The organism is Psittacicella gerlachiana (assembly GCF_003585965.1).
Lineage (GTDB): Bacteria > Pseudomonadota > Gammaproteobacteria > Enterobacterales > Psittacicellaceae > Psittacicella > Psittacicella gerlachiana.
This window is the reverse complement of sequence record NZ_NRJF01000029.1, coordinates 17,387-37,586: the sequence shown is the minus strand read 5'-3', so window position 1 is coordinate 37,586 and position 20,200 is coordinate 17,387. Positions and strand designations below refer to the sequence as shown.

Genomic DNA, 20,200 nt, shown 5'->3' with positions numbered 1-20,200 from the left:
CTTTGATTTAAGGTATAATAGAAGCAAAAATTTTAGGCAAAGAGAAAAACAATGACGCAAACAAAAGATTTTAGTGCCATAGATACTGGGATTTTTCCGGTTGATTTTGCTTTAGAGCGTGAGGGAGATCAACAAGTTTACCCAGAAGATTATCGTCAACGGGAACGTGAAGTTGAGGTATATGCTTTAGTTCCTTTTGCTAATAATGCGATTACCTTAAAAAGTTCCTTAAATTCCTTAACTCCTACAATTAGTAAAGGAGTTTTAGTTTACCCTGAATTAGGAGAAGGAATTCAAGATGATCAGAGCCTCGCAATAGCTACGGCTTTTGTGCAAGAAAATCCTGGATTTAAATTAGTAAAATACCCAGTGCCGGTAATTCCTCCAACCAGTTCTTGGTTGGCGTCAAAATTATTTGCTGGTGGAGTTTCGGTATATTGGTTGTATCATGAGCTTCTTAACTTTGGTTTAGTGAATTTAAAATTTTTAGTGGAAGCTAACCAAGATCAAGATAAAGCTTGGTTGTTTGTAGCTAGTCCTGAAACTATCTATGCCCAAGGGAATCTACAAGTTTTAAAAACTAAAGTCGAAGCACAAAATCTCCAGTATGATGTGTTTAAGTATCAAACTTTAAATTATACCTTGAACCATTTAGAACTCTTTAAAACCGGAGGTTTCTTCCGTAGATTCTTAAAAACTTTAGGTTTAGACGGAAGTGAAGAAGTGCTTTATCCTGAGGTTGTAAGTAAAGCGAGATTAATTCCGGTGCAAGCACCACGAGAACTAGATCTTAACTATCTCATCCGTCTCCGTAACTTAAAGCACTTTAGCTATAAGTATCATAAAGCTTTAGCTGATGATTCTGCATTACTCGAAGCTCAAGGAGCTTTAGTGCCTCAGGAAGCAATTAGTAATTTTAGTCCTGAGTTTGTGAGCCAAGCTCAAATTTATCCGCAAGAGTTCTTACTAGGAAGAAGTTTTCCTTTTGAAGCTCGTCTTGCTTATCAGGGAGATACTGCCGAACACTTAGCTCAGTTCTTTAAGCAAGAGCTACATTTTGAGGTTGAGACACAAGAGCAAGAGCTAGATGCTCAATTTTGGAGTCAAGAAGGACAAGAGGCAAATTTAGCTCAATTAGCATATCCACGTGTACATCGTTTATTACGTAGACCCCAAAAAGTTTTTAATACTTATGACTTGTCTTTAGAGACATTGCTCGGACAAAGTAAGTACCGTATGGAAGAATGGTTAAATGGTTTTAATCTCCGTTTAGGGCAAAATAATTTAACCGAGATAGATCGCTTAAATTTGCGAGCACAAGCGCAAATTTTACAATCCTTTTTTAATAGTTACAACATTAATCCCCAAGTACTTTAGTCAAGGCCTAGACCTCAAAGTCTAGGTCTTTGCTTATGTGAAGATGATATAATAAAGAAGACGTTTTTTAGTTGGAGGAGAGAAAAAAATGGCTAAATATCTAATTGGAGATATTCATGGTTGTGCTGATGAGTTTGCACAATTATTAGAAAAGATTAACTTTAATCCTGCTGAAGATGAGCTATATTTAGCTGGAGATTTAGTGGGACGTGGTCCAAAACCTAAAGAGGTTTTAGATTTAGCAATTAAGCACAATGCTAAAGCGGTATTAGGTAATTATGATCTACATTTTTTAGCTTGTTTATATGGAGCTAGAGAAGCTAAAGAGTCTGATAATTTTGACTCATTATTAAATCTTAATCCTGAAGAAAAGCAATATTATGCAAGTTGGTTACAAGAGCAAGGATTTGTGCGAGAAGACGAAGGCTTTTATTTAGTCCATGCTTCTTTAGATCCAACTTGGTTACCTGAACAAATTACGGATATAGCTCAGCAAGCTAAAGAGTTTTTTAAAAGCTGGGGAGCTGAGGAGTTTAAACGATTTTTTGGTGGCAAGCAATTCTATATTAATTTACGTGAACTAGGTTTTGCTTCTCATGAAGAGATCTTTTTACGTCGCTTTTTTGAAAGCCTACTAGTGTTTACCATTTGCCGTTTCCGCCAGTTTAAAACTTTAGAGGAAGAGTCTATTTTACTCTATCCAAGTGCTCAACAAGTATTGGATACTATTGGTAAGGATAAACTGCAAAAATTAGCACCTTCATTATTAATCGAAGACTATAGTAAAGCTTATTTTGATCTTAATATTGGCTTAAAAGGTAAACCTGAAGCGGTGCGTGAGCAGGGGCTTTATCCTTGGTTTGAATTTGCTCGTGCTAAAGCTGAGCGTACTAAAGATAATGTGCGTCAGGTATATAAAAATCCTAACTTTAATTTTTTAGGTTTTAAAAAACCAGTATATTTTGGGCATTGGTCCTTATGTAATGGTTTTCCTCTGCCTCCAGGATTTATAGGAACAGACACTTCTTGTGTGTTTGGTGATCGTTTAACTGCGTATAAACTTCCGGAATTTAGTGTAAATATGCAAGATCAAGCGTTTTTATTAACTCTTGCTCAACCTATTGCCGAAGTTAAAAGTACAATAAAATTTAATTAAGCATGGCAAAATATTTAATTGGCGATGTACACGGCTGTGCGCAGGAGATGTATGCTCTCCTAGCGCACGTTGATTTTAATCCTAGCAAAGATGAACTTTATTTTATTGGCGATTTAGGCTGTCGTGGACCCCAAACTCTTGAAGTTTTAAAATATGCCGAAAAGTATGCTACGGGAGTAGTACTAGGCAATAACGACTTAAGGGTAATTTGTTTAGTACATGAGGGCTTAAAACCTCTAGCTAGTGATCATCTCGAAGATTTACTAGCTTTGCCGAGAGCTAAACAACATTTTTACACTGATTGGCTGATAAGACAACCTTTGGTAATTAGTGAACCGGGGTTTCACCTTGTCCATGCAGCTCTTGATCCTTTATGGTCAAGTGAGCAAATCCAAGCCTATAATCAAATGGCAAGTGATTACTTACAAGGTTTAACTCATTATCAGCGAGGTTATTATTTAGGTTATAAATATTTTGCTCATACTTTAGCCGATTTAAATCAAGCAGCCTTACAAGGACAAGCTTTAACGGGAACTTGGCAAAGAGATCTAGAGTTAAGAGCTTTTTCTGAGTTTATGCTTACCACCACTGTAGCTCGTCACCGACAATTACGACAACCTCAAGAGCAAGGGATATTAGCTCAGCCAAATCTTATGCAGTTAGAACAAGCTTATGCTCAGCAGGGAGTAGGCTTACAGTCTTTAGTAATTAATGATCTTAGTCAAAGTTATAGTGATTTTAATCTTGAATTAGTTAAAGAACCTTGTTTGGATTTAGCTGCAGGAATTTTTCCTTGGTATCACTATCAAGCTTTAGGGCAAGAAAATCATAATTTAACTTTACAAGGATTTGATCGCCCGGTTTTCTTTGGACATTGGCAACAAGCCTATTATGCAGGAACTCCAGAAGGAATTATAGCTACAGATACAGGTTGTGTTGAGGGTAAGAGTTTAAGTATTTTTGCTCTCCCAGAGCAATTATTAGCCGAGCAAAATTGGCAGCAACTAGCTCAACCTTTACACCAAATTCCTAAATTCCAAAACTTTTAAGAAGATTATTTTGTCTAAGAGAATAACGCATTTTTCCTCTAAATCAATGATTTTAAGGGAAGTGGTATTTATCAATATTTAAGATTTGAGATATGCAATATTATAAATTTCATAAGTTATATTTGCCAATCTTGGGTGCTTTTTTGAGTGCTACAAGCTTTGCTCAAGAAGGTGAAGTTGTCAAGCAAGAGGGTAATACTGTTACCCGTGATGGCTTAATCATAACTTACCAAAATGATCAAACAACTTTTAAAGTAGCGAATAATCAGCAAACGACTCCAGAGATTACTAATGGCTACAATGCTTTAACTGCACTTAAGTTGTATATTAGCAAAAATGATATACGTCATCTCGGCTTAACCAGTTATCCAGTTACTTATCAATTTATTAACTCGGTGTATCAGGCTTTAGCTAGCTGCCAACAGCAGTTACAAGTAGCCTCTAACTTTCAAGCAGTAGATACTAAAACTTTAAGTAATTTAAGTCTTGATAAGCTTAACCAAGTTCAAGAGGCGATGCAACAAGGAAATGCTCAAGAGCTATATTTAGCTCTTGCAGAGTTAAGTAAAAAACTCAATGTTCCAGGTTTAGAGGGATATATTTCGCAACCTTGTGTGGTCGAGCAACTAAGTAAAGCTCAGCCTATAGACTATAAAGCTTTTAAGGCTGAACAAGAAAAGTCACCTAATGTTTTACAGGTGATCCATGCTTATTATCGTTCGCTCTTTGTTAACTATTACACTCCTTTAGCACAAAAGCAACAAACGCCTCCATTACTTTTTAGTAATCAAGGGTCAAACGTTTTAACTGACAATGCAAACTATACTCAGTATACCAATGCTGATTTATTAAAATCTTCGCAAAGTTTTACCGTAACTACCGGTAAATTTAAAACTCAAGTTTTTGGTTTAGGCTCAAAAGAACAACAAGAAGCGGCGGGAGATAATCTCTATGCTCAAGTAGCAAGCAATGTTTTTAATGCTATAAGCACCATTAGTGAAATAAATGCTGATGGCTCTTTACGTCACTTATTTACAATTATGAAACTGGTAAATAGTGCGGTGCAAGCTTATGGTTTCTATGATGCTGATGTTAAGGTTGATCGTATTAGTGAACAAGAGTTTAAAGTAAGTGTAGTTCTTGGCAAGCCAGTACGTTTAACTGATACTTCGCAAATTATTATTCGTGGTTCTGGTTCGGGATTACAAAGCCTTTATGAAATAGCGAGTAAAATTACGCCTGCGGGGACGATTTTTAAAGCTCAAGATTATACAGAGGTTAAAGACGAACTCCTAAGTAAAGCTCAAGAAGCGGGATATCTTGATGCTCAGTATAAGGTTTCTCAAGTATTAGTAAATAAAGAAAAAGCTCTTGCTCGTTGGAATCTCGACTTAGATACTGGAAGTAGGTATAAGATTAATTCGATTAAGGTCGTAGGTGGACCGCTTGATCCTCGTTTAACCTACTATATGACCGGTTTACAGGTAGGTAATGATTATAGTGAAACCGATGTAAGTCGTTCGATTGCTTATCTCCAAGCTTCACGTAACTTTGATACCGTGGACTTAAGTAGTGAAGTAAATAAGGAAAATCGTACCGTAGACTTAACTTATAACCTCACCAAAGGTAAACCAAATAATCTTGAGTTATCTGCTGGTTATGATACTACCGAGGGAGTACGTACTTCAGCTTACTACGATCGTTATTATGTAAACCGTTGGGGTGGAAGTATTGCAGCTAATGCTTATTTATCGAAATTAACCCAAAGGGTAGAGACTTACTACCGTCATCCATATCTTTATAGTCCGTTAACCAAGTACTTTACCGTAGGTTTTTATTTAGAGCGAGCTTACCAATCTTCATTACTCTACTATAGTCGTTCAGCTGTAGGTTATTTTAGTTATGTAAGAATGCCAACCAATAACTGGCAATTTACTTCGACCCTATATTTACGTAAGGATTTATGGCAAGAGCTAGGTGAAAGTAGTAATCAAGGTTTAACTTATGGCGAGTTTATCTTTGCTCGTTCAGGGTTAACTACAGATGTTTCCTTTACTTTCCGTACTACCTTTGGCTTAGAGAAACTCTTATCAGGAAATGTAAGTTACAATGCTTTTATTATGCGTTTAAAACATACTTTCCAGTTAACCGAGAAAAATGGTCTGCTTTTAGGATTTAGATATGGAGTAATTAACTCTAATAACTTTAATAAAGTAGCTCCGAGTTTACGTTTTTATTCGGGAGGGATGAACTCGATTCGTGGTTATGGTTATCAGTCGATTTCTTCTTATAAAGGAAATGAAGATATAGGGGCGAATAAGCAAATAGAATTTACGGCTGAATATCTCCGTACGATTGTAGATAATTTAAAAGGAGCGGTGTTTGTAGATGGAGGGGATTCATCTGATACCGTAAGTGTTAAAAATCTCAAAGATTGGTATTATGGTGCAGGTATAGGGGTAAGATATTACTTACCTGTAGGTTATGCTAGTTTTGATATTGCTTATCCATTGCAACCAGGATTTCAATGGAGTAAAATCGCCTTTTATATAAATATTAATGCTTCTTTCTAAAATATGCGACTTAAGAAAATTTTTAAATATACAGGAATAACCCTTGGAGCTCTTGTCGGGGTAAGTGTTGTCGCAGGAGCATCCGTATGGTTTTCTTCTACCTTAAGTACTAAGGTCTTAAATTTTGTGGCGACAAAAGTTCCAGGTTTAACTTGGGAAAAAGTAGAAGGTAGTTTTTCTTCCGGAATTAAGATTACCAATCTACATTATATTTCACAAAATTATAAATATAATCCTCAGGTTACCCTTAAACCTGAAACTGAACAAGATGAGCCTATTCCTACTTTAGTTGATGTAAAAGTAGCTTATGCAACTTTACATCTTGATATAGGCTGTTTGGTACGTAAGCAAGTTTGTCTTGATAATCTCAATCTTGAGCAAACCCAAGTAACCCTAGCTACGGGTGATGAGACTCAGCTTGATCCGCAAGCTTTACTTTACGGTACGGGCAAAGCTTATAATCCAAATAATTTAGCTAATCCTAACTATCAAGAGCAACCATCATCAGGAGTGCCTGAATGGTTAGATATAGTTTTAGAACAGGCAAAGATTACCGATTTACAAGTAGTGGTTGGAAAAAACATAGGTTTATACCAACAACACTTAAATCAAGAGTTACGTCAGGATGGTCAAGCTTCGACAAATTACAAACCGGTTTTAACTGAGTTTAAGCTAGGTAGTTATCCGCAATCGGTATTTAATCAGTATCTCACTGATCCTATGGTAATTAGCTTAGATCAATTGCAAGTAGGAGCGGTACGTTATCGTCCTACGGCATATGATCTTGGAGATGTAAGTCTTGGTAAATTAAGCTATGCTCAATACGGACAGGAAGTAGCTTCTGCAGTTAATAACGATCTAGCCTCGCAAACTCCTCCTGAAGTTATACAAGCAACGGAGCAGGAACAACCAAAATTTGAAGGTAAGGCTTTACCTCCAGAATTACAAAAATTATTAAGTAAATATCTAAATTTACAAGCAGGTTCTTTCAGTCAAGCTTTTTCGCAAATTAAGCAAGCATTTTCTTTAGAATATAAACAAAATGCTAATGACGCTAATGACTTTGAGATTAGCCTGCCACAGCTTTTAAGTGAAGAGCAGTTTGAGCAACAAACTAATGAACTTAATTCTGCGGTAGTAGAAGAAACTACTCCTGAGAATGACCAAGAATTATGGCAAAGTTTAACTGGCTATCAGGGTGAGTTTAAATTTGTTAAACCTGAAGGGCAAGGCAAAGAACTTCCTGCCTCTAAGGTAAGCTCTCAAATTGCCGATAGCTTTAAGTTTTTCCGTACGCCATTACGTGACTTTTTCTTGACTAATACCCAGTTAAATTTACCTCTTGCCTTAACGAGCCAAAATGTTACGGTAAATGAAGTAAATCTGAGTTTTTATACTTATAAGGTAAAAGGATTAGAACCTGAAGTAGCTACATCTGATACTTTTCAAGTAAATAATATTAGTCTTGATGGTAACTTAACCCCCGAGCAAGCAAACTTAAAAGCTAAGGTCTCTGGAGATGTAGAGTTAGAAGCTCAAGTAGATTTTTTAGCTCGTACTAGTGATTTAAATGCTCAAATTGCCTTAAAAGTACACAAGTTACCTTTAGTGTCTTTACCTGTAGCTATAGATGCTAATATTTCGGCAACGGGTAAAGCTTATAGCAATGTGCAAATTCTTGCCACTAATAAGGCTCAGAACGCTCAGCTTTCTTTAATGCTAGATTTAGATACGGGACGTCCTTATTGGCCAATGGATCTTAATCTCCAATTAGCTACCCTAGCTTTAGATGCAGGAACAAAAATTAGTGATTTAAATCTTACGGCAAAAGGGAGAGTAAATAATCTTAATGCTAAATTAAGTACCAATTTACTCTTTAAGCAACAAAACTATGCTTTTAATGCTAGTCTTGTGAATGTCCCACAAAAATTTGCGACAGAGATTACTTTTGTAAATCAACATAAAGCAAAAGTACAACCAGCTCTACATGCTTATTTCCAGTTTGATTACAACAAGCAACTGGTACTGCAAGGGCTGTTAAAAGCTAAAGATATTCGTGTACAAGATTTTGCTGATCTCGGAAAAATTAAAGATTTAACCATTTCAGGCTCGTTTAATTTAGGGGCGATTTATAATTCCCAACAAGACTGGAGTGCTTTTTTCAAAGAAGCTAGTTTTGTAGGTACTTTAGATCAACGTCCTTTCGAGGGGAATCTGCTTCTCGGGGTGGACTCGGTATTTGGTTTATTAGCCCAAAAGGTTAATGCTGAGTATCTTGAAAACCATGTGCGTGTAGAGGGAAGTTTAAATCGTCAATCAGATTTTAATTTAGATCTTAAATTAGTTGATTTAAGTAAACTGGTGCCTGGGTTAAAAATTAATTCGCAAGCGAACTTAAAACTTGCAGGAAGTATTCTTGTACCAAGTTTACAAGGGACAATTAATACTCCTTATGTGCACTATCAAGCTTCAGGAGTTAATTTAAATATTAATCAATTCCATACCAAGTTAGACTTAACCATGGATGAGAGTTTAACGGGGGAGGCGAATTTATCTTTAGCGAAATCAACCATTAATGATTTAGTCATTAATCATGCTAAAGTAACCTATAATGGTGATCCGCAAAATATTGTAAATATTGATTTTAGTTCAAATCAAGCCGTGCTTTTAACGGAAATAGATAATTTTACTTTATCAAAAGCGGGAGATTTAACTGCTGATATATCTTTAAATCGCTTAGATCTAGTTGCTCTTAACCTAAAAAACTTTAAAACTACCGATGGGGATATTAAAGTTAATCTTAATACCAATAACTTTAACTTTACTGTATCTCCATTTACGGTAAGCAATAATCAGTTTAATTTAACTAATGAAACTGATTTAGTTTATGATTCTAAATCTTTAACGGGAAAAATCTCTACTAACTTAGACTTAGACCTGCTTAATTCTTTATTAAAAGAAAATAAAATCTTTATGCAGGGGAAAGTTAAAGCTACCGCAGATTTTGCTCTCGATCTCCAAGATTTAAATAGTGAGAAATCGCAATTAAGCGTAAACTTAGCAAGTAGCCAAGTAGATTATCATCAGCTGATAGATGTACGTCCATTTAAAGTGAGTATTTATGATTTAGATTTAACTTCGAGTCTTAAAGGTAATGACTTACAAACTAAGGGAAGCTTACAAATTAATCGCCAAGGTAATGTAAGCTTAAATGTTACCGTAGGAGATCTCTTTAAGCAACAAACTCTAGCGGGATCGCTAATTCTTGATAGTTTAAGTCTGAATCTAATTAAACCTCTGCTAGATAATACTCAACAAATTACAGGGAATATGTATGCGAACTTAGAGTTTGGAGGGACTTTACGTCAACCTTTACTTTATGGGCAAACCGGAGCTTCAGACTTAAATGTAGCGATGGTGGATTTACCATTTACCATTAGTAAAGGGGCTTTAGTTTTAAGTTTTGATGGACGTAAAGCAGATATTCTAGGGGATTTACCTACAGATTCTACGGCAATTGAAATTAGTGGTAGTGCAGATTGGAATACTATTGAACAATTAACCTCAAATGTACGAGTACAAGCCAAAGATCTGCGTACTAAGTTAATGGATTATGGTGTAGCCTTAGTTGATACAGATATTACCGCTGAATATGCTAATAATTTCTTAACCGTAAACGGGCAAGCTCGAGTTCATGACGGAACTCTAACTGTAGCTTCTTCTGATGATGCAACTTATCTTGCTCCTAGCGGAGACGTGGTTTTTGTTACCAATGATAATCTTGTAGATACTACCATTATTGATGGTAAAGATACGCCAAGTAATCTCTTAGCAAATATTAAAGTTACTCTAGGTGATAACTTAATTTTTGATGCCTATGGGGTTAATGCAAGTTTAGTAGGAAATTTAGATGTAACTTATGCTGAGTCTCCATCAATTATTGGAAATATTTCCATTGAAAATGGAACCTTCCGTCAGTATGGACAAAATCTAATTATCCAACGTGGAGAAATAACTTTTAATGGGTTATCAGTTATTCCAAATATTTATATTCGTGCAATTCGTGATCCTAATTATGTGATGGATAATGTAACTGTGGGGGTACAAGTACAAGGGCTAGCAACTAAACCAAATATTAGTTTATTCTCGACTCCAGCTTCTTTATCCCAAAATCAAAAGATTAATTATCTTTTAACCGGTACTGCAAGTGATAGTGATGACGATGGAGTAGGTCTACAGTTATTTACTTCTTCGTTAACTTCATCTATTAGTTTATTTGAGCAAATTGGTAATGCCTTTGGCATTAAAAATACTCAAGTAACTACTTCAGGATCAGGAGAAAACTCAAAAGTAAATATTTCAGGTACAGTATTTAATAAAGTAAGATTAAACTATGCTTATGGTTTATTTGACGGTTTAAATACGATTAGTGCTTCATATCGTGTACTACCAAAAGTATTCTTACGAGTATCTCGTGGGGTGAGTGCAGCTGCAGATGTGGTTTACTCTACCGCTTGGTAAATAAATTTAAGGGTCTAGAGATTCTAGACCTTTTTTCTTTATAAATCAATAAGATTAGAATTAAATGATAATTATTTGCATTTGTGAAGAGGTTTTTAGGTATAATATAGGTATCGGTTACATAGAGGGCTGTGATTTTTTAACTAGGTGCAAAATAGTTAATGAAGAACAGAAATCTCAATCTCCTTTTTTAGAAACACTATGAAAACTAAAATTGCTTTTATTTTTGTTGCTGTTTTGTCAGCATTGACTTTTACTTCTAATGCTTTGGCTTTACGTGTAGTTACTACCTTTACGGTATTAGCTGATATTACGAAAAATATTGCTGGTAGTTATGCCCAAGTTGAGTCTTTAACTCCAATTGGGGCTGAAATTCACGAATATGAGCCAACTTCTCGTGATTTAGTTGCTTTAAATCGCTCAGACTTAATCATTACTAATGGTTTAGGGGTAGAAAAATGGTTTGAACGTTTTTATCAACGTGCAAAAAAAATTCCTGTAGTGGTAGCTTCTGAAGGGGTAGAGCCATCTTTAATTAATGAAGGACCTTATGCGGGTAAACCTAACCCTCATGGTTGGATGTCTTTAACTAATGCTTATATTTACGTACAAAATATTACCGCAGCTTTAGTTAAATATGATCCTGCAAACAAGGCTGGTTATGAGGCTAATGCAAAAGCTTACATCGAAAAATTAAATAAAATGGAAAACGATGTACGTACTTTTATTAGCAAAAATAACTTATCAGGAGTGTACTTAATTACTTCAGAATCAGCTTTCTCTTATCTTGCACGTGATATAGGTTTAAGATATGATTCTATTTGGCCAGTAAATGCTGAAGATGTAGGAACTCCAGCACAAATTACTCGTATTATTAATTTAGTACGTGATAATGGCATTAAAGTGGTATTCTCTGGTTCAACTATGGATATCAAACCTATGCAAGTAATTATGAAAGAAACAGGAGCTCAATTTGGTGGTTATCTCTATGTAGATACCTTAACTGATGTTGATGGTCCTGTACCAACATACTTAGATATGTTACAAAAAACAGTTTATACGATTGTTGATGGTTATAACAAAACTTTAACTAAATAATGAGAAAGAGAAGTCGTAAGGCTTCTCTTTTCTAATAATTTTCATCTTCTTCTTAAGATCGATTATAATATAGGCATCTAAATATATTTTCTCGATAAGATTAATTGCTATAATCACCCCGACTGAGAATAATAGCTATTGTAGTAGAGATTATGATAGTTATTTATTATCGCCTCTCAGTAAAATCTTGATAAATAGATGTTTATTAAGGAGTTTTTGCTGGGGGGGGGGTAGCTTAATTTATTAATTTCTCAGCAGGGGAGTGGTTTTTTACCACTCCCTTTTGTCGTGGACAAAATTTAAAGTAAAGTTTGGAGTAAATTGCTCAAAGCTTATACGCTGTAATAAGGATAATCGTATAAGTAAAGGAAAGGTTTTTTGTGGTTGCAATCACCGATGTAGGGAGTCAAAAAACTCAATTTATCTTCGAGATTGAAGTACTTTAAATCAGCAGTTAAGAAACTAACGAATATAGAGGTCTTAATGAGTAAGTTGAGTAAATTAATAAAAAGTCCAAAGTTATTTTTTAAGGATATGGTAAATAAGCGTATTAACAAGGGAGATAGCTCTCAAGCAACAGCTCAGAAAAAAGAATCAAAAAAAACTCTCGAGTTACATAATTTTAATGTGTTAAATAAGTATACTCATGTTTTGCATACAGGTGAAACTATTAAAGCAGGACCAAATCATTTGGTGTTATGGATTCCTTATTTTTGTAAAGCCAAAATAAATTTCTTTATCCTTGTAAGAAATAGAGAGATGTTAAATTGGCTTAAAGAGACCTATCCTTTTGTATCTGTTGCTTATTGTAAAAGAGATCAAGATGTAGAGCAATTACTCACCAATATTGACTCGGTGCATTCTATTTTATATCCCTCAAATACTGCAAATTTAATTCATACCTTACGTTATTCTGAGTATAAGCATATTTTTATTGGACATGGTGATAGTGATAAATCAGCAAGTGCACATAAGTTCTTTAGGGTATATGATCAAATTTGGGTTGCCGGTCAAGCGCATATAGATAGATTTGCGAATGCGGGTTTTAGTATAGCATCGGAGTTTGTTAAAGTAGGAAGACCATCATTAAAAGAAGTAATTGTACAAACTAAAGAAGCATGGCACGAGCGCAACTATAATGTTTTATACTTACCAACTTGGGAGGGAGTCTTGGAAGAAGCTAATTACTCTTCTGTAAAACATGCGGGGAGTATTCTAACTCATGTGCGAGAGAAATTAAATTTACCGGTTAGCGTAAAATTTCATCCTTTAACAGGTACTCGTGATTCCTTCTTAGACAATATTGAAGCTAATGTTATAAAATCTCTTTTAGCTAAGGGGATAGAAGCTAAAGTCGTGAGTAAATTAGAACCTATTAATGAAGGCATCGGGCAAGCAAATATTTTTATTTGTGATATTTCAGCCGTAGTTTCTGAATGTATTGCCGCTAATGGTCCAATTTTTGTTTATGTTCCTAAGGATAAGCATTTGCAAATATCTAAGAGTAATATGAGTTATGATGATTATGCTTATACTTGGTCAACTCTTGAAGAACTATATGCTGAATTAGCACGAGTTTTAGGAGGAGACGATTATAAACAGGAGCAAAGAAAAAAAGCTAAAGAGTATTTAATTGGTAGTACCGAAACTGAAAGTGATACCTTTATTAAACTTTTACAACAAGAAGCTTAAATCCCAAAAAGAGAAGTCGTGCGACTTCTCTTTTCTAATAATTTTCATCTTCTTCTTAAGATCGATTATAATATAGGCGACAAAAATATTTTCTCAATAAGCTTAATTGCTATAATCACCCCGACTGAGAATAATAGCTGTTGTAATCGGTATTATAATCGCTATTTATTATCGCCTCTCAGTAAAATCTTAATAAATATGTGTTTATTAAGGGATTTTTGCTGGGGGGGGGGTAGCTTAATTTATTAATTTCTCAGCAGGGGAGTGGTTTTTTACCACTCCCTTTTGTCGTGGACAAAATTTAAACTAAAGTTAGATCTATGAAAACTTAAGTACTCTTAAATTTAAACAGAGTAGAAATTAAATGCAAAAAATTATATTCCTTATTCTTTTGCTTTGTTTATTTGCTGTGGTTTATTTCAATCCTAGGCTATCTTTAAGATCACAGGTAATGCAATTACCGCCTTTGACTTTACAAGAACAAACTAAAAGCAATCATAATTGGCAATTAGTGCATCAACTTCAACCAGTAGGAAGTAGAGTTGGTAATGTAGAGCAAGGTTTTGTTTTATTACCTCAGTTAGAGCAAGCCTATTCTCAAAGAGTTTGTAATACAGGATTTTCCTGTATTACCAAGTACGTTTATGATCCTCAGACGTATACCATTCAAGGAAAATCTTCAAGTATAGGAAGTCAGCTTTTAGGACACCAAGGAATTAGTGTACAACTGATTGATTCGCAAGTGTACTTTTGGACATCAGCTGGATTTGGGATAACTAACTATGGACACTATGCAGTAAGATTTCAATATCTTGAAAATCAAGCTCCAAGCAATATTTTACGGGTTCGTTTATTTTCTCCTGATTTTCAAGAGCGAGGAAATACTACCCCAGCGATTGCTACTACGGGAGAATATCTAATTGCAGTAGGTGAAAAAGCTCAACAAAAATATCTAAGGGTATGGGATTTAAAAGCTCAAGAACTAACCACCTTAGATTGGAGTGAGAAGTTTATTTCGCAATTTCTTTTAGATCCTTTAAGTAATTCTAAACAGTATCCCGTGCAAGGTATAGCTAGTGACGGTAAATTGATCTATGTTTTTCTTGGGTTATATGACATAAATTTTCCCAAGCTTTTGTTGACTTATACTTTGGATGGAAAATTACTGGGACGTGAATTTATTGAAGCGGGAAAGGATATAGCTTTAAAGAGTGGGAAAGAGAAGCATTGGGAAGCTGAGGGGATCTCCTTAGTCGATAATTATATTTATATCCAAATAGTAGTTGGAGATCATCGAAAACGAGTTAGCCTCTTATATAGACGTTCTTTAGATCAGCAGTTAAAAGGATTATTAGAGAGAGTAGAGAAAAACTAATTTGATATTGAGGTCATCATGAGTAAGCTGAGTAAATTAGTAAAAAATCCGAAGTTATTTTTTAAGGATATGGTAACTAAAAGGGTTAATCAAAATATTGGAGTTAAAACTGCTAAACCTAAATCTAAAACGAAAGCTACAACTTTAGAAATGCACAACTTTAATCCTTTTATTTCTTATACCCATGCCGTGCATACTGGAGAAAGTATAAAAGCTGGTCCAAATCAAGTTGCTTTATGGATTCCTTATTTATGTAAAGCAAAAATTAATTTCTTTATTCTTGTAAGAAATAAAGAAATGTTTAATTGGCTTAAAGAAAATTATCCATACTTACATGTGGTCTTTTGTAAAAGAATTGATGATATAGAGCAAGTGGTGGAAAAGATTAGTAGCTTAAAGTATATTCTTTATCCGTCAAATACCGCAAATTTAATTCATACTTTACGTTATACTCAATTTGAACATATTTTTATTGGGCATGGAGATAGTGATAAGACCTCAAGTGCACATAAATTCTTTAGAGTTTATGATCAAATTTGGGTTGCCGGTCAAGCTCATATCGATAGATTTGCCAATGCCGGTTTTACAATTAGCACCGATTTTGTTAAAGTAGGGCGTCCTTCCTTAAAAGCAGTAATTGAGCAAACTAAAACTAATTGGCAAGAGAGAAAGCCTAGTGTTTTATACCTCCCAACTTGGGAAGGAGTTTTTGAGGAAACAAATTACTCTTCAGTAAAACATGCAACAAAGATTCTTAGTTTTATTGCTGAAAAATTTAAGCTTCCGGTAAATGCAAAGTTTCATCCTATGACTGGAAATCGTGATAAGCTTTTATTAAATATTGAAGAGCAGATTTCTCAATCTCTTGATGAAAAAGGGGTGGAGCATAAAGTTGTCAATAAATTGCAACCTTTAAATGAAGTATTAGTGGAATCAAATATTTTTCTTTGTGATATTTCAGGAGTGGTTTCAGATTGTATAGCTGCTAATGGACCTATATTTGTGTATGTGCCTAAAGATAAGAAAATCCAAATTTCTAAGAGTAATATGAGTTATGATTATTATGCTTATACTTGGTCAACTTTAGAAGAGCTATATAGTGAATTAGAACGCGTTTTAGGTGGGGATGATTATAAGCAAGAACAAAGAAAACAAGCTAAAGAGTATTTAATCGGAAGCACCGAAACCGAGAAGGATACTTTTATTAAACTTTTACAACAAAAAGCTTAAAGGCAAAGAGAGAAGTCTGTTCAAGTAACCGACTTCTCTCTTTTGCTTTTGGGATTAATTTGAAGTTTTTGCTTCAGAATTATCTACCGCACTTTGTTCCGCTTCAATTTCAAATTCTTCATTATTCGTAACCGAAGCATTTTGTTGAGCTACGATACGTGAAACCATATTTTGGGCTTCAGCTTGATTAAGATTATTGGTAGCTTGACGCGTTGCTTCCGCTAATTCTTCAACATTAACCTCTTCTAGATTTTCAATCGAAAATGGAGCTATCGCTAAGCCCTCACCTTCAACAAGACGATCGTTAATTAGTTGGTTTTGTTGAATAAAGTCATCCGGAAGCACATAACTATAAAGACAATAATCTTGACCAAAGTAGTTACGTAATTCCCCTTCAAACTTAGCATTAAGTTTGAGAGCGACATTACGAGAGGCAGTATTTTCTACTCTTACTTTAATTTCAAATCTTTGTACATTGTCATGAGTATAGGTAACCGTACATAAAGCTTGTACCGCCTCATGAGTAAAGTTATGCCCTGTAGCATCTTGGAAAAGGTAATAGCCTAATTCTGCATTGCCGGGATAGTTTTTTCCCACAAAGTTGAGTTTTAAAGAAATACAACCTACCACTTGTTTTTTAAAAAGATGGTTGTTAACTCTAATGGCATAAACTCGATTGGTATTAGCAACAAAATCTTCTTCACATTTTGCAAAGTATTGTGTCAGACTTTCTTTGGAAGCATTTTCAGCCCAAGGTAAAAAGCGTGCTAAATGCTCTTGGCTTTCTTTTACTTGAGGCCACATTTCTTTAACATGGTCAACTTTGATCGGCTCTAAACTTAGCTCTGGGCTAACTAGAATACTACCGTCTTCGTTCAATGAAGGATAAGAAATAGATGTAAGGAATTCTCTCATGAAGTAACCTTAAAAAAGTTATAGGGCTAACTCGCATAGCCTTTGTAAGTGTTAATTATTTTTCTAATCGTATCATGGCTTACATATTTTTCAACATAAGCTTGTCCTAAATGGGCAAAGAGAACAAGTACGATTTGATTAGCAAGATTTTTCTTGTCTCGAGCCATGTATTTTAAGAAGCTATCACTATCCATATTTTCTGGAATATGAATCGGTAATCCTGCACGGGTAAGCAGTTGTTTTACGCGTTCAAGGTCTCCATGGGTAAAGTTTAAGGCGATATCGGTAGCATGGTTTTGTTGGATTATTTCTAAGGTAGTTAATCCAGCTAATACCATTCCTGTACTTATTGCCTCTCCATGTAACCAGTTACCATAGCCTTGGCAAGCTTCAATTGCATGTCCATAAGTATGACCTAGATTTAGTAAGGCTCTCACTCCCGTTTCTTTTTCATCTTCAGCCACTACTTTCGCTTTAAACTCGCAACAACGAGCAATAGTTTGAGCGAGAGTGGCAAGGTCTTTATCTCTTAAACGGTCAAGATTATGTTCGAGATATTCGATAAATTCTGCCGAGAAAATAAATCCATATTTAATTACCTCAGCTAGACCTGCAGATAATTCACGATCGGGAAGAGTTTTTAAGACTTCTAGGTCAATAAGAACATTTACTGGTTGGTGGAAAGCACCAATCATATTTTTTCCGAGCTTATGATTGATCGCAGTTTTACCTCCAATCGAAGAATCTACCTGAGCTAATAAAGTAGTAGGAATTTGTAAAAAATCTATCCCCCGTTGATAGGTAGCAGCCGCATAGCCTGCAAGATCCCCAATTACTCCGCCTCCTAAAGCAATAATTAAAGAGCGACGAGAATAATTGTGCTCTAATAAACTTGTGTAAATTTGCTCAAGGTAAGGTGAAGTTTTAGCTTCTTCACTATCAATAACTTCAACAACATTTAGTTTACTACAGATATTACCTAAGCCTTGGAGTAAAGAATTTAAGTGATATTGAGCTACCGTAGGGTTAGTTACAATTAGTACTTCACGCCCTTTACAATAAGGACTTAAATATTTAACATCGGTTAAAAGATGACTACCAATTAAAATATCGTACGATTTATTATCAGGTAAGGTAACATGTACCTGACTTAAAAGTCTAGATGTGGTCATATTTTATCTCTCTAAGATTTATTTTTTACAATTATATTTTACTACTTTTATAGCTTTGATGCCCGAGCTTTTTTTGCAAATTGTAATTGCCTAAATCTTAGATGCTAAATTTTAGTATAATAGGCGCATACAAAATTCTAGAGGAGAAATATGCGAGTAAATAAATTATTTGTCTTTATTTCTTTGCTTGGTTTTCTTCCTTCTTTAGATACGAGAGCAGAAGAAATCAAATCTTTAAATTTTATCCCCGAAGCTAATTATGTTGATAAAACTTTTATGCTGGGAGATAAAGTTATCAGAGTAAGAGCATATGAAAATGTGCTGTATTTAGGAGCACCAACTAATCCTGAATATCAAAGAATGAATATTTATATTCCTGCTGATTATTTTGCAGGAAAAGAACTCAATGGTTATAGTCAGAGTACTGCACCTATTTTGTTAATTAATCGTATGGATAAGTTTACCTCAGTAGCTCCTGAGGTACTACCAGCCTTAGTTGTCGAACCACAAGTTGATGTTGAGTCTCAAACAGAGGCAACGACTAAAAAAGAACAAGCTGAGGCAACAGCAACCGTAAAGTTTAGTTATCAAGTGGATAACCGAGGACTCTTAGTATTAGGGAATAAGTATAATCTTACTCTTAATCAACAAATTTCTACCCCACAAGCAATTGCTAAACAATTAGGCAATCTTGTGACTACTGCCAAAGATGGAGTCTCGGCAATTGGCGAAAAAGTTACCTCGGGCATAGGTTATGTGACTAAATCGCTTAATGAGAATAACTCAAATGAGCAGCTAGAACCTACGCCTACACCGTCTTCAGGAGAAGCAAGTTTAGATTTGCCAAATCTTGAAGGAAATCTCATTGCTCAAGCTTTAGCTCAAGGATATGTGGTGGTGAGTGTTGGAATGCGAGGTAGTGAGGCGGTAAACAGTCAAGGGCAAGCTACAGGTTATGCTCCCGCTTCTCTTGTTGATGCTCAAGCAGCCGTAAACTACTTAGCGTTTAATGCAGCCTCTATGCCTGGTGATGCTAAACGTATTATTGCTCTTGCCGGAAATGGCGGAGCTAATATTATAAGTTTACTGGGTATGCCTTTAGGGACGCTAATCGAAGAAGAGCTTGCCGATCTTCAAGCCGCACCTAGCCAAGGACAAGTATATGCCATAGCCTTATATGCACCTTATTTTAATTTAGAGCATGCAGATATGGCTTATGAATGGGGCTTTAGTAGCGTTCATGAACAACAACTGCGTCCTTTACCTGGAACTTCTGAGACGGCAAGTAAAGCTATTCCTTTTACCGCAAAACAACTAGAAATTAGCCAAGAGTTACAGCATGAATTTATTCACTATGTAAATAATTTAAATCTTGGTGAAGCTAAACAAACTTATGGCTTAAATCCTGATGGTAATGGCTCTTTTCGTACTTTAATTGAACATTACTTTATTCAAGCTGCTCAAGAGGCTTTAGAACAAACCCCTGAGTTAGATTTAACGCTTTATCCATGGTTAGTTGTACATGAAGGTAAAGTGACAGCAATGCATACTTTTGCTTATCAAGCTGCTGTAGGGAGAGCGAATTTTCCTCTCTTTGTAGATGCCACGGATTTAAGTTCACCTTATAATCGTCTCTTTGCTAAACAGCACTTTAGTAAGTATCAAGAGTTACATAGTCCACAGCAAACTCATGCTTCTCAAGCTCTAGTACAAGCTTTTAATCCGAGTTATTATTTACAAACTCAAGCTCCTGTAACTAAGTTTTGGTGGATGCGTCAAGGAACCTTTGATAATTACTATCCAATTGCTTTACCAATTATTTTTGCTCAACAATTGCAACAACAAAAGGTTGAGCTGGATTTTAAATTAGTATGGAATCGAGCGAATCAAGTAAATTATAATTTGCCTGAGCTTTTTGCGTGGATAGATAAGATTTCTCATCCTAACTTTGTGCAAAAAACCGGAGCAGCCATCAAAGATTCTTTTCAGCGTTTAAAAAGTGCTATTAGTGCTGAACCAAGTAAAGAATAATTGAAAAGAAC

The 20,200-nt window shown here is 35.2% G+C and carries 12 protein-coding genes; 10 read left to right on the top strand and 2 right to left on the bottom strand.

What is annotated here, in order from left to right:
* Window positions 1-51 precede the first annotated feature (51 nt).
* The 9 genes from CKF59_RS01200 to CKF59_RS01160 all read left to right on the top strand — a co-directional run bounded on the left by CKF59_RS01200 (window position 52) and on the right by CKF59_RS01160 (window position 16,071).
* On the top strand, window positions 52-1,377 hold the full coding sequence (locus CKF59_RS01200) for a hypothetical protein (protein WP_119534160.1): 1,326 nt from the start codon (window positions 52-54) through the stop codon (window positions 1,375-1,377).
* Window positions 1,378-1,465: 88 nt separating this feature from the next.
* Window positions 1,466-2,533, top strand: coding sequence for a metallophosphoesterase (locus tag CKF59_RS01195; protein ID WP_119534159.1), 1,068 nt, complete (start codon window positions 1,466-1,468; stop codon window positions 2,531-2,533).
* Between the two features lie 2 nt (window positions 2,534-2,535).
* Entirely contained in the window at window positions 2,536-3,582 is a 1,047-nt protein-coding gene (locus CKF59_RS01190) for a metallophosphoesterase (protein WP_119534158.1), read from the top strand.
* A gap of 92 nt (window positions 3,583-3,674) precedes the next feature.
* Window positions 3,675-6,155, top strand: coding sequence for an autotransporter assembly complex protein TamA (locus CKF59_RS01185; protein ID WP_119534157.1), 2,481 nt, complete (start codon window positions 3,675-3,677; stop codon window positions 6,153-6,155).
* A 3-nt stretch (window positions 6,156-6,158) separates the two neighbouring features.
* Entirely contained in the window at window positions 6,159-10,676 is a 4,518-nt protein-coding gene (locus CKF59_RS01180; protein WP_119534156.1) for a translocation/assembly module TamB domain-containing protein, read from the top strand.
* 201 nt (window positions 10,677-10,877) lie between these two features.
* Entirely contained in the window at window positions 10,878-11,774 is an 897-nt protein-coding gene (locus tag CKF59_RS01175; RefSeq protein WP_119534155.1) for a metal ABC transporter solute-binding protein, Zn/Mn family, read from the top strand.
* Window positions 11,775-12,308: 534 nt separating this feature from the next.
* Window positions 12,309-13,466: a hypothetical protein gene (locus CKF59_RS01170; RefSeq protein ID WP_119534154.1), complete on the top strand. Its 1,158-nt coding sequence runs from the start codon at window positions 12,309-12,311 to the stop codon at window positions 13,464-13,466.
* A 451-nt stretch (window positions 13,467-13,917) separates the two neighbouring features.
* The gene (locus CKF59_RS01165) at window positions 13,918-14,841 is read left to right on the top strand and encodes a hypothetical protein (protein WP_119534153.1); all 924 of its coding nucleotides are present in this window, start codon (window positions 13,918-13,920) and stop codon (window positions 14,839-14,841) included.
* A gap of 69 nt (window positions 14,842-14,910) precedes the next feature.
* Window positions 14,911-16,071, top strand: a complete 1,161-nt coding sequence (locus CKF59_RS01160) for a CDP-glycerol glycerophosphotransferase family protein (RefSeq protein ID WP_222985464.1) — start codon at window positions 14,911-14,913, stop codon at window positions 16,069-16,071.
* Window positions 16,072-16,125: 54 nt separating this feature from the next.
* Here CKF59_RS01160 and CKF59_RS01155 read toward each other — a convergent pair whose 3' ends face one another.
* Both CKF59_RS01155 and aroB read right to left on the bottom strand, forming a co-directional pair.
* A complete protein-coding gene (locus CKF59_RS01155; protein ID WP_119534151.1) occupies window positions 16,126-16,986 on the bottom strand; it encodes a GNAT family N-acetyltransferase in 861 nt (286 codons plus the stop codon).
* Between the two features lie 26 nt (window positions 16,987-17,012).
* The gene (gene aroB / locus CKF59_RS01150; protein WP_119534150.1) at window positions 17,013-18,158 is read right to left on the bottom strand and encodes a 3-dehydroquinate synthase; all 1,146 of its coding nucleotides are present in this window, start codon (window positions 18,156-18,158) and stop codon (window positions 17,013-17,015) included.
* A gap of 150 nt (window positions 18,159-18,308) precedes the next feature.
* Here aroB and CKF59_RS01145 point away from each other — a divergent pair, with 150 nt between their 5' ends.
* A complete protein-coding gene (locus CKF59_RS01145; protein WP_119534149.1) occupies window positions 18,309-20,189 on the top strand; it encodes a subtype B tannase in 1,881 nt (626 codons plus the stop codon).
* The last annotated feature ends 11 nt before the right edge of the window (window positions 20,190-20,200 follow it).

What these genes read in the sequence shown, in the direction of transcription:
- CKF59_RS01200 (WP_119534160.1), top strand. Translation starts at nt 52, where the DNA reads ATGACGCAAACAAAAGATTTTAGTGCCATAGATACTGGGATTTTTCCG.
- CKF59_RS01195 (WP_119534159.1), top strand. Translation starts at nt 1,466, where the DNA reads ATGGCTAAATATCTAATTGGAGATATTCATGGTTGTGCTGATGAGTTT.
- CKF59_RS01190 (WP_119534158.1), top strand. Translation starts at nt 2,536, where the DNA reads ATGGCAAAATATTTAATTGGCGATGTACACGGCTGTGCGCAGGAGATG.
- CKF59_RS01185 (WP_119534157.1), top strand. Translation starts at nt 3,675, where the DNA reads ATGCAATATTATAAATTTCATAAGTTATATTTGCCAATCTTGGGTGCT.
- CKF59_RS01180 (WP_119534156.1), top strand. Translation starts at nt 6,159, where the DNA reads ATGCGACTTAAGAAAATTTTTAAATATACAGGAATAACCCTTGGAGCT.
- CKF59_RS01175 (WP_119534155.1), top strand. Translation starts at nt 10,878, where the DNA reads ATGAAAACTAAAATTGCTTTTATTTTTGTTGCTGTTTTGTCAGCATTG.
- CKF59_RS01170 (WP_119534154.1), top strand. Translation starts at nt 12,309, where the DNA reads ATGGTAAATAAGCGTATTAACAAGGGAGATAGCTCTCAAGCAACAGCT.
- CKF59_RS01165 (WP_119534153.1), top strand. Translation starts at nt 13,918, where the DNA reads ATGCAATTACCGCCTTTGACTTTACAAGAACAAACTAAAAGCAATCAT.
- CKF59_RS01160 (WP_222985464.1), top strand. Translation starts at nt 14,911, where the DNA reads ATGGTAACTAAAAGGGTTAATCAAAATATTGGAGTTAAAACTGCTAAA.
- CKF59_RS01155 (WP_119534151.1), bottom strand. Translation starts at nt 16,986, where the DNA reads ATGAGAGAATTCCTTACATCTATTTCTTATCCTTCATTGAACGAAGAC.
- aroB (WP_119534150.1), bottom strand. Translation starts at nt 18,158, where the DNA reads ATGACCACATCTAGACTTTTAAGTCAGGTACATGTTACCTTACCTGAT.
- CKF59_RS01145 (WP_119534149.1), top strand. Translation starts at nt 18,309, where the DNA reads ATGCGAGTAAATAAATTATTTGTCTTTATTTCTTTGCTTGGTTTTCTT.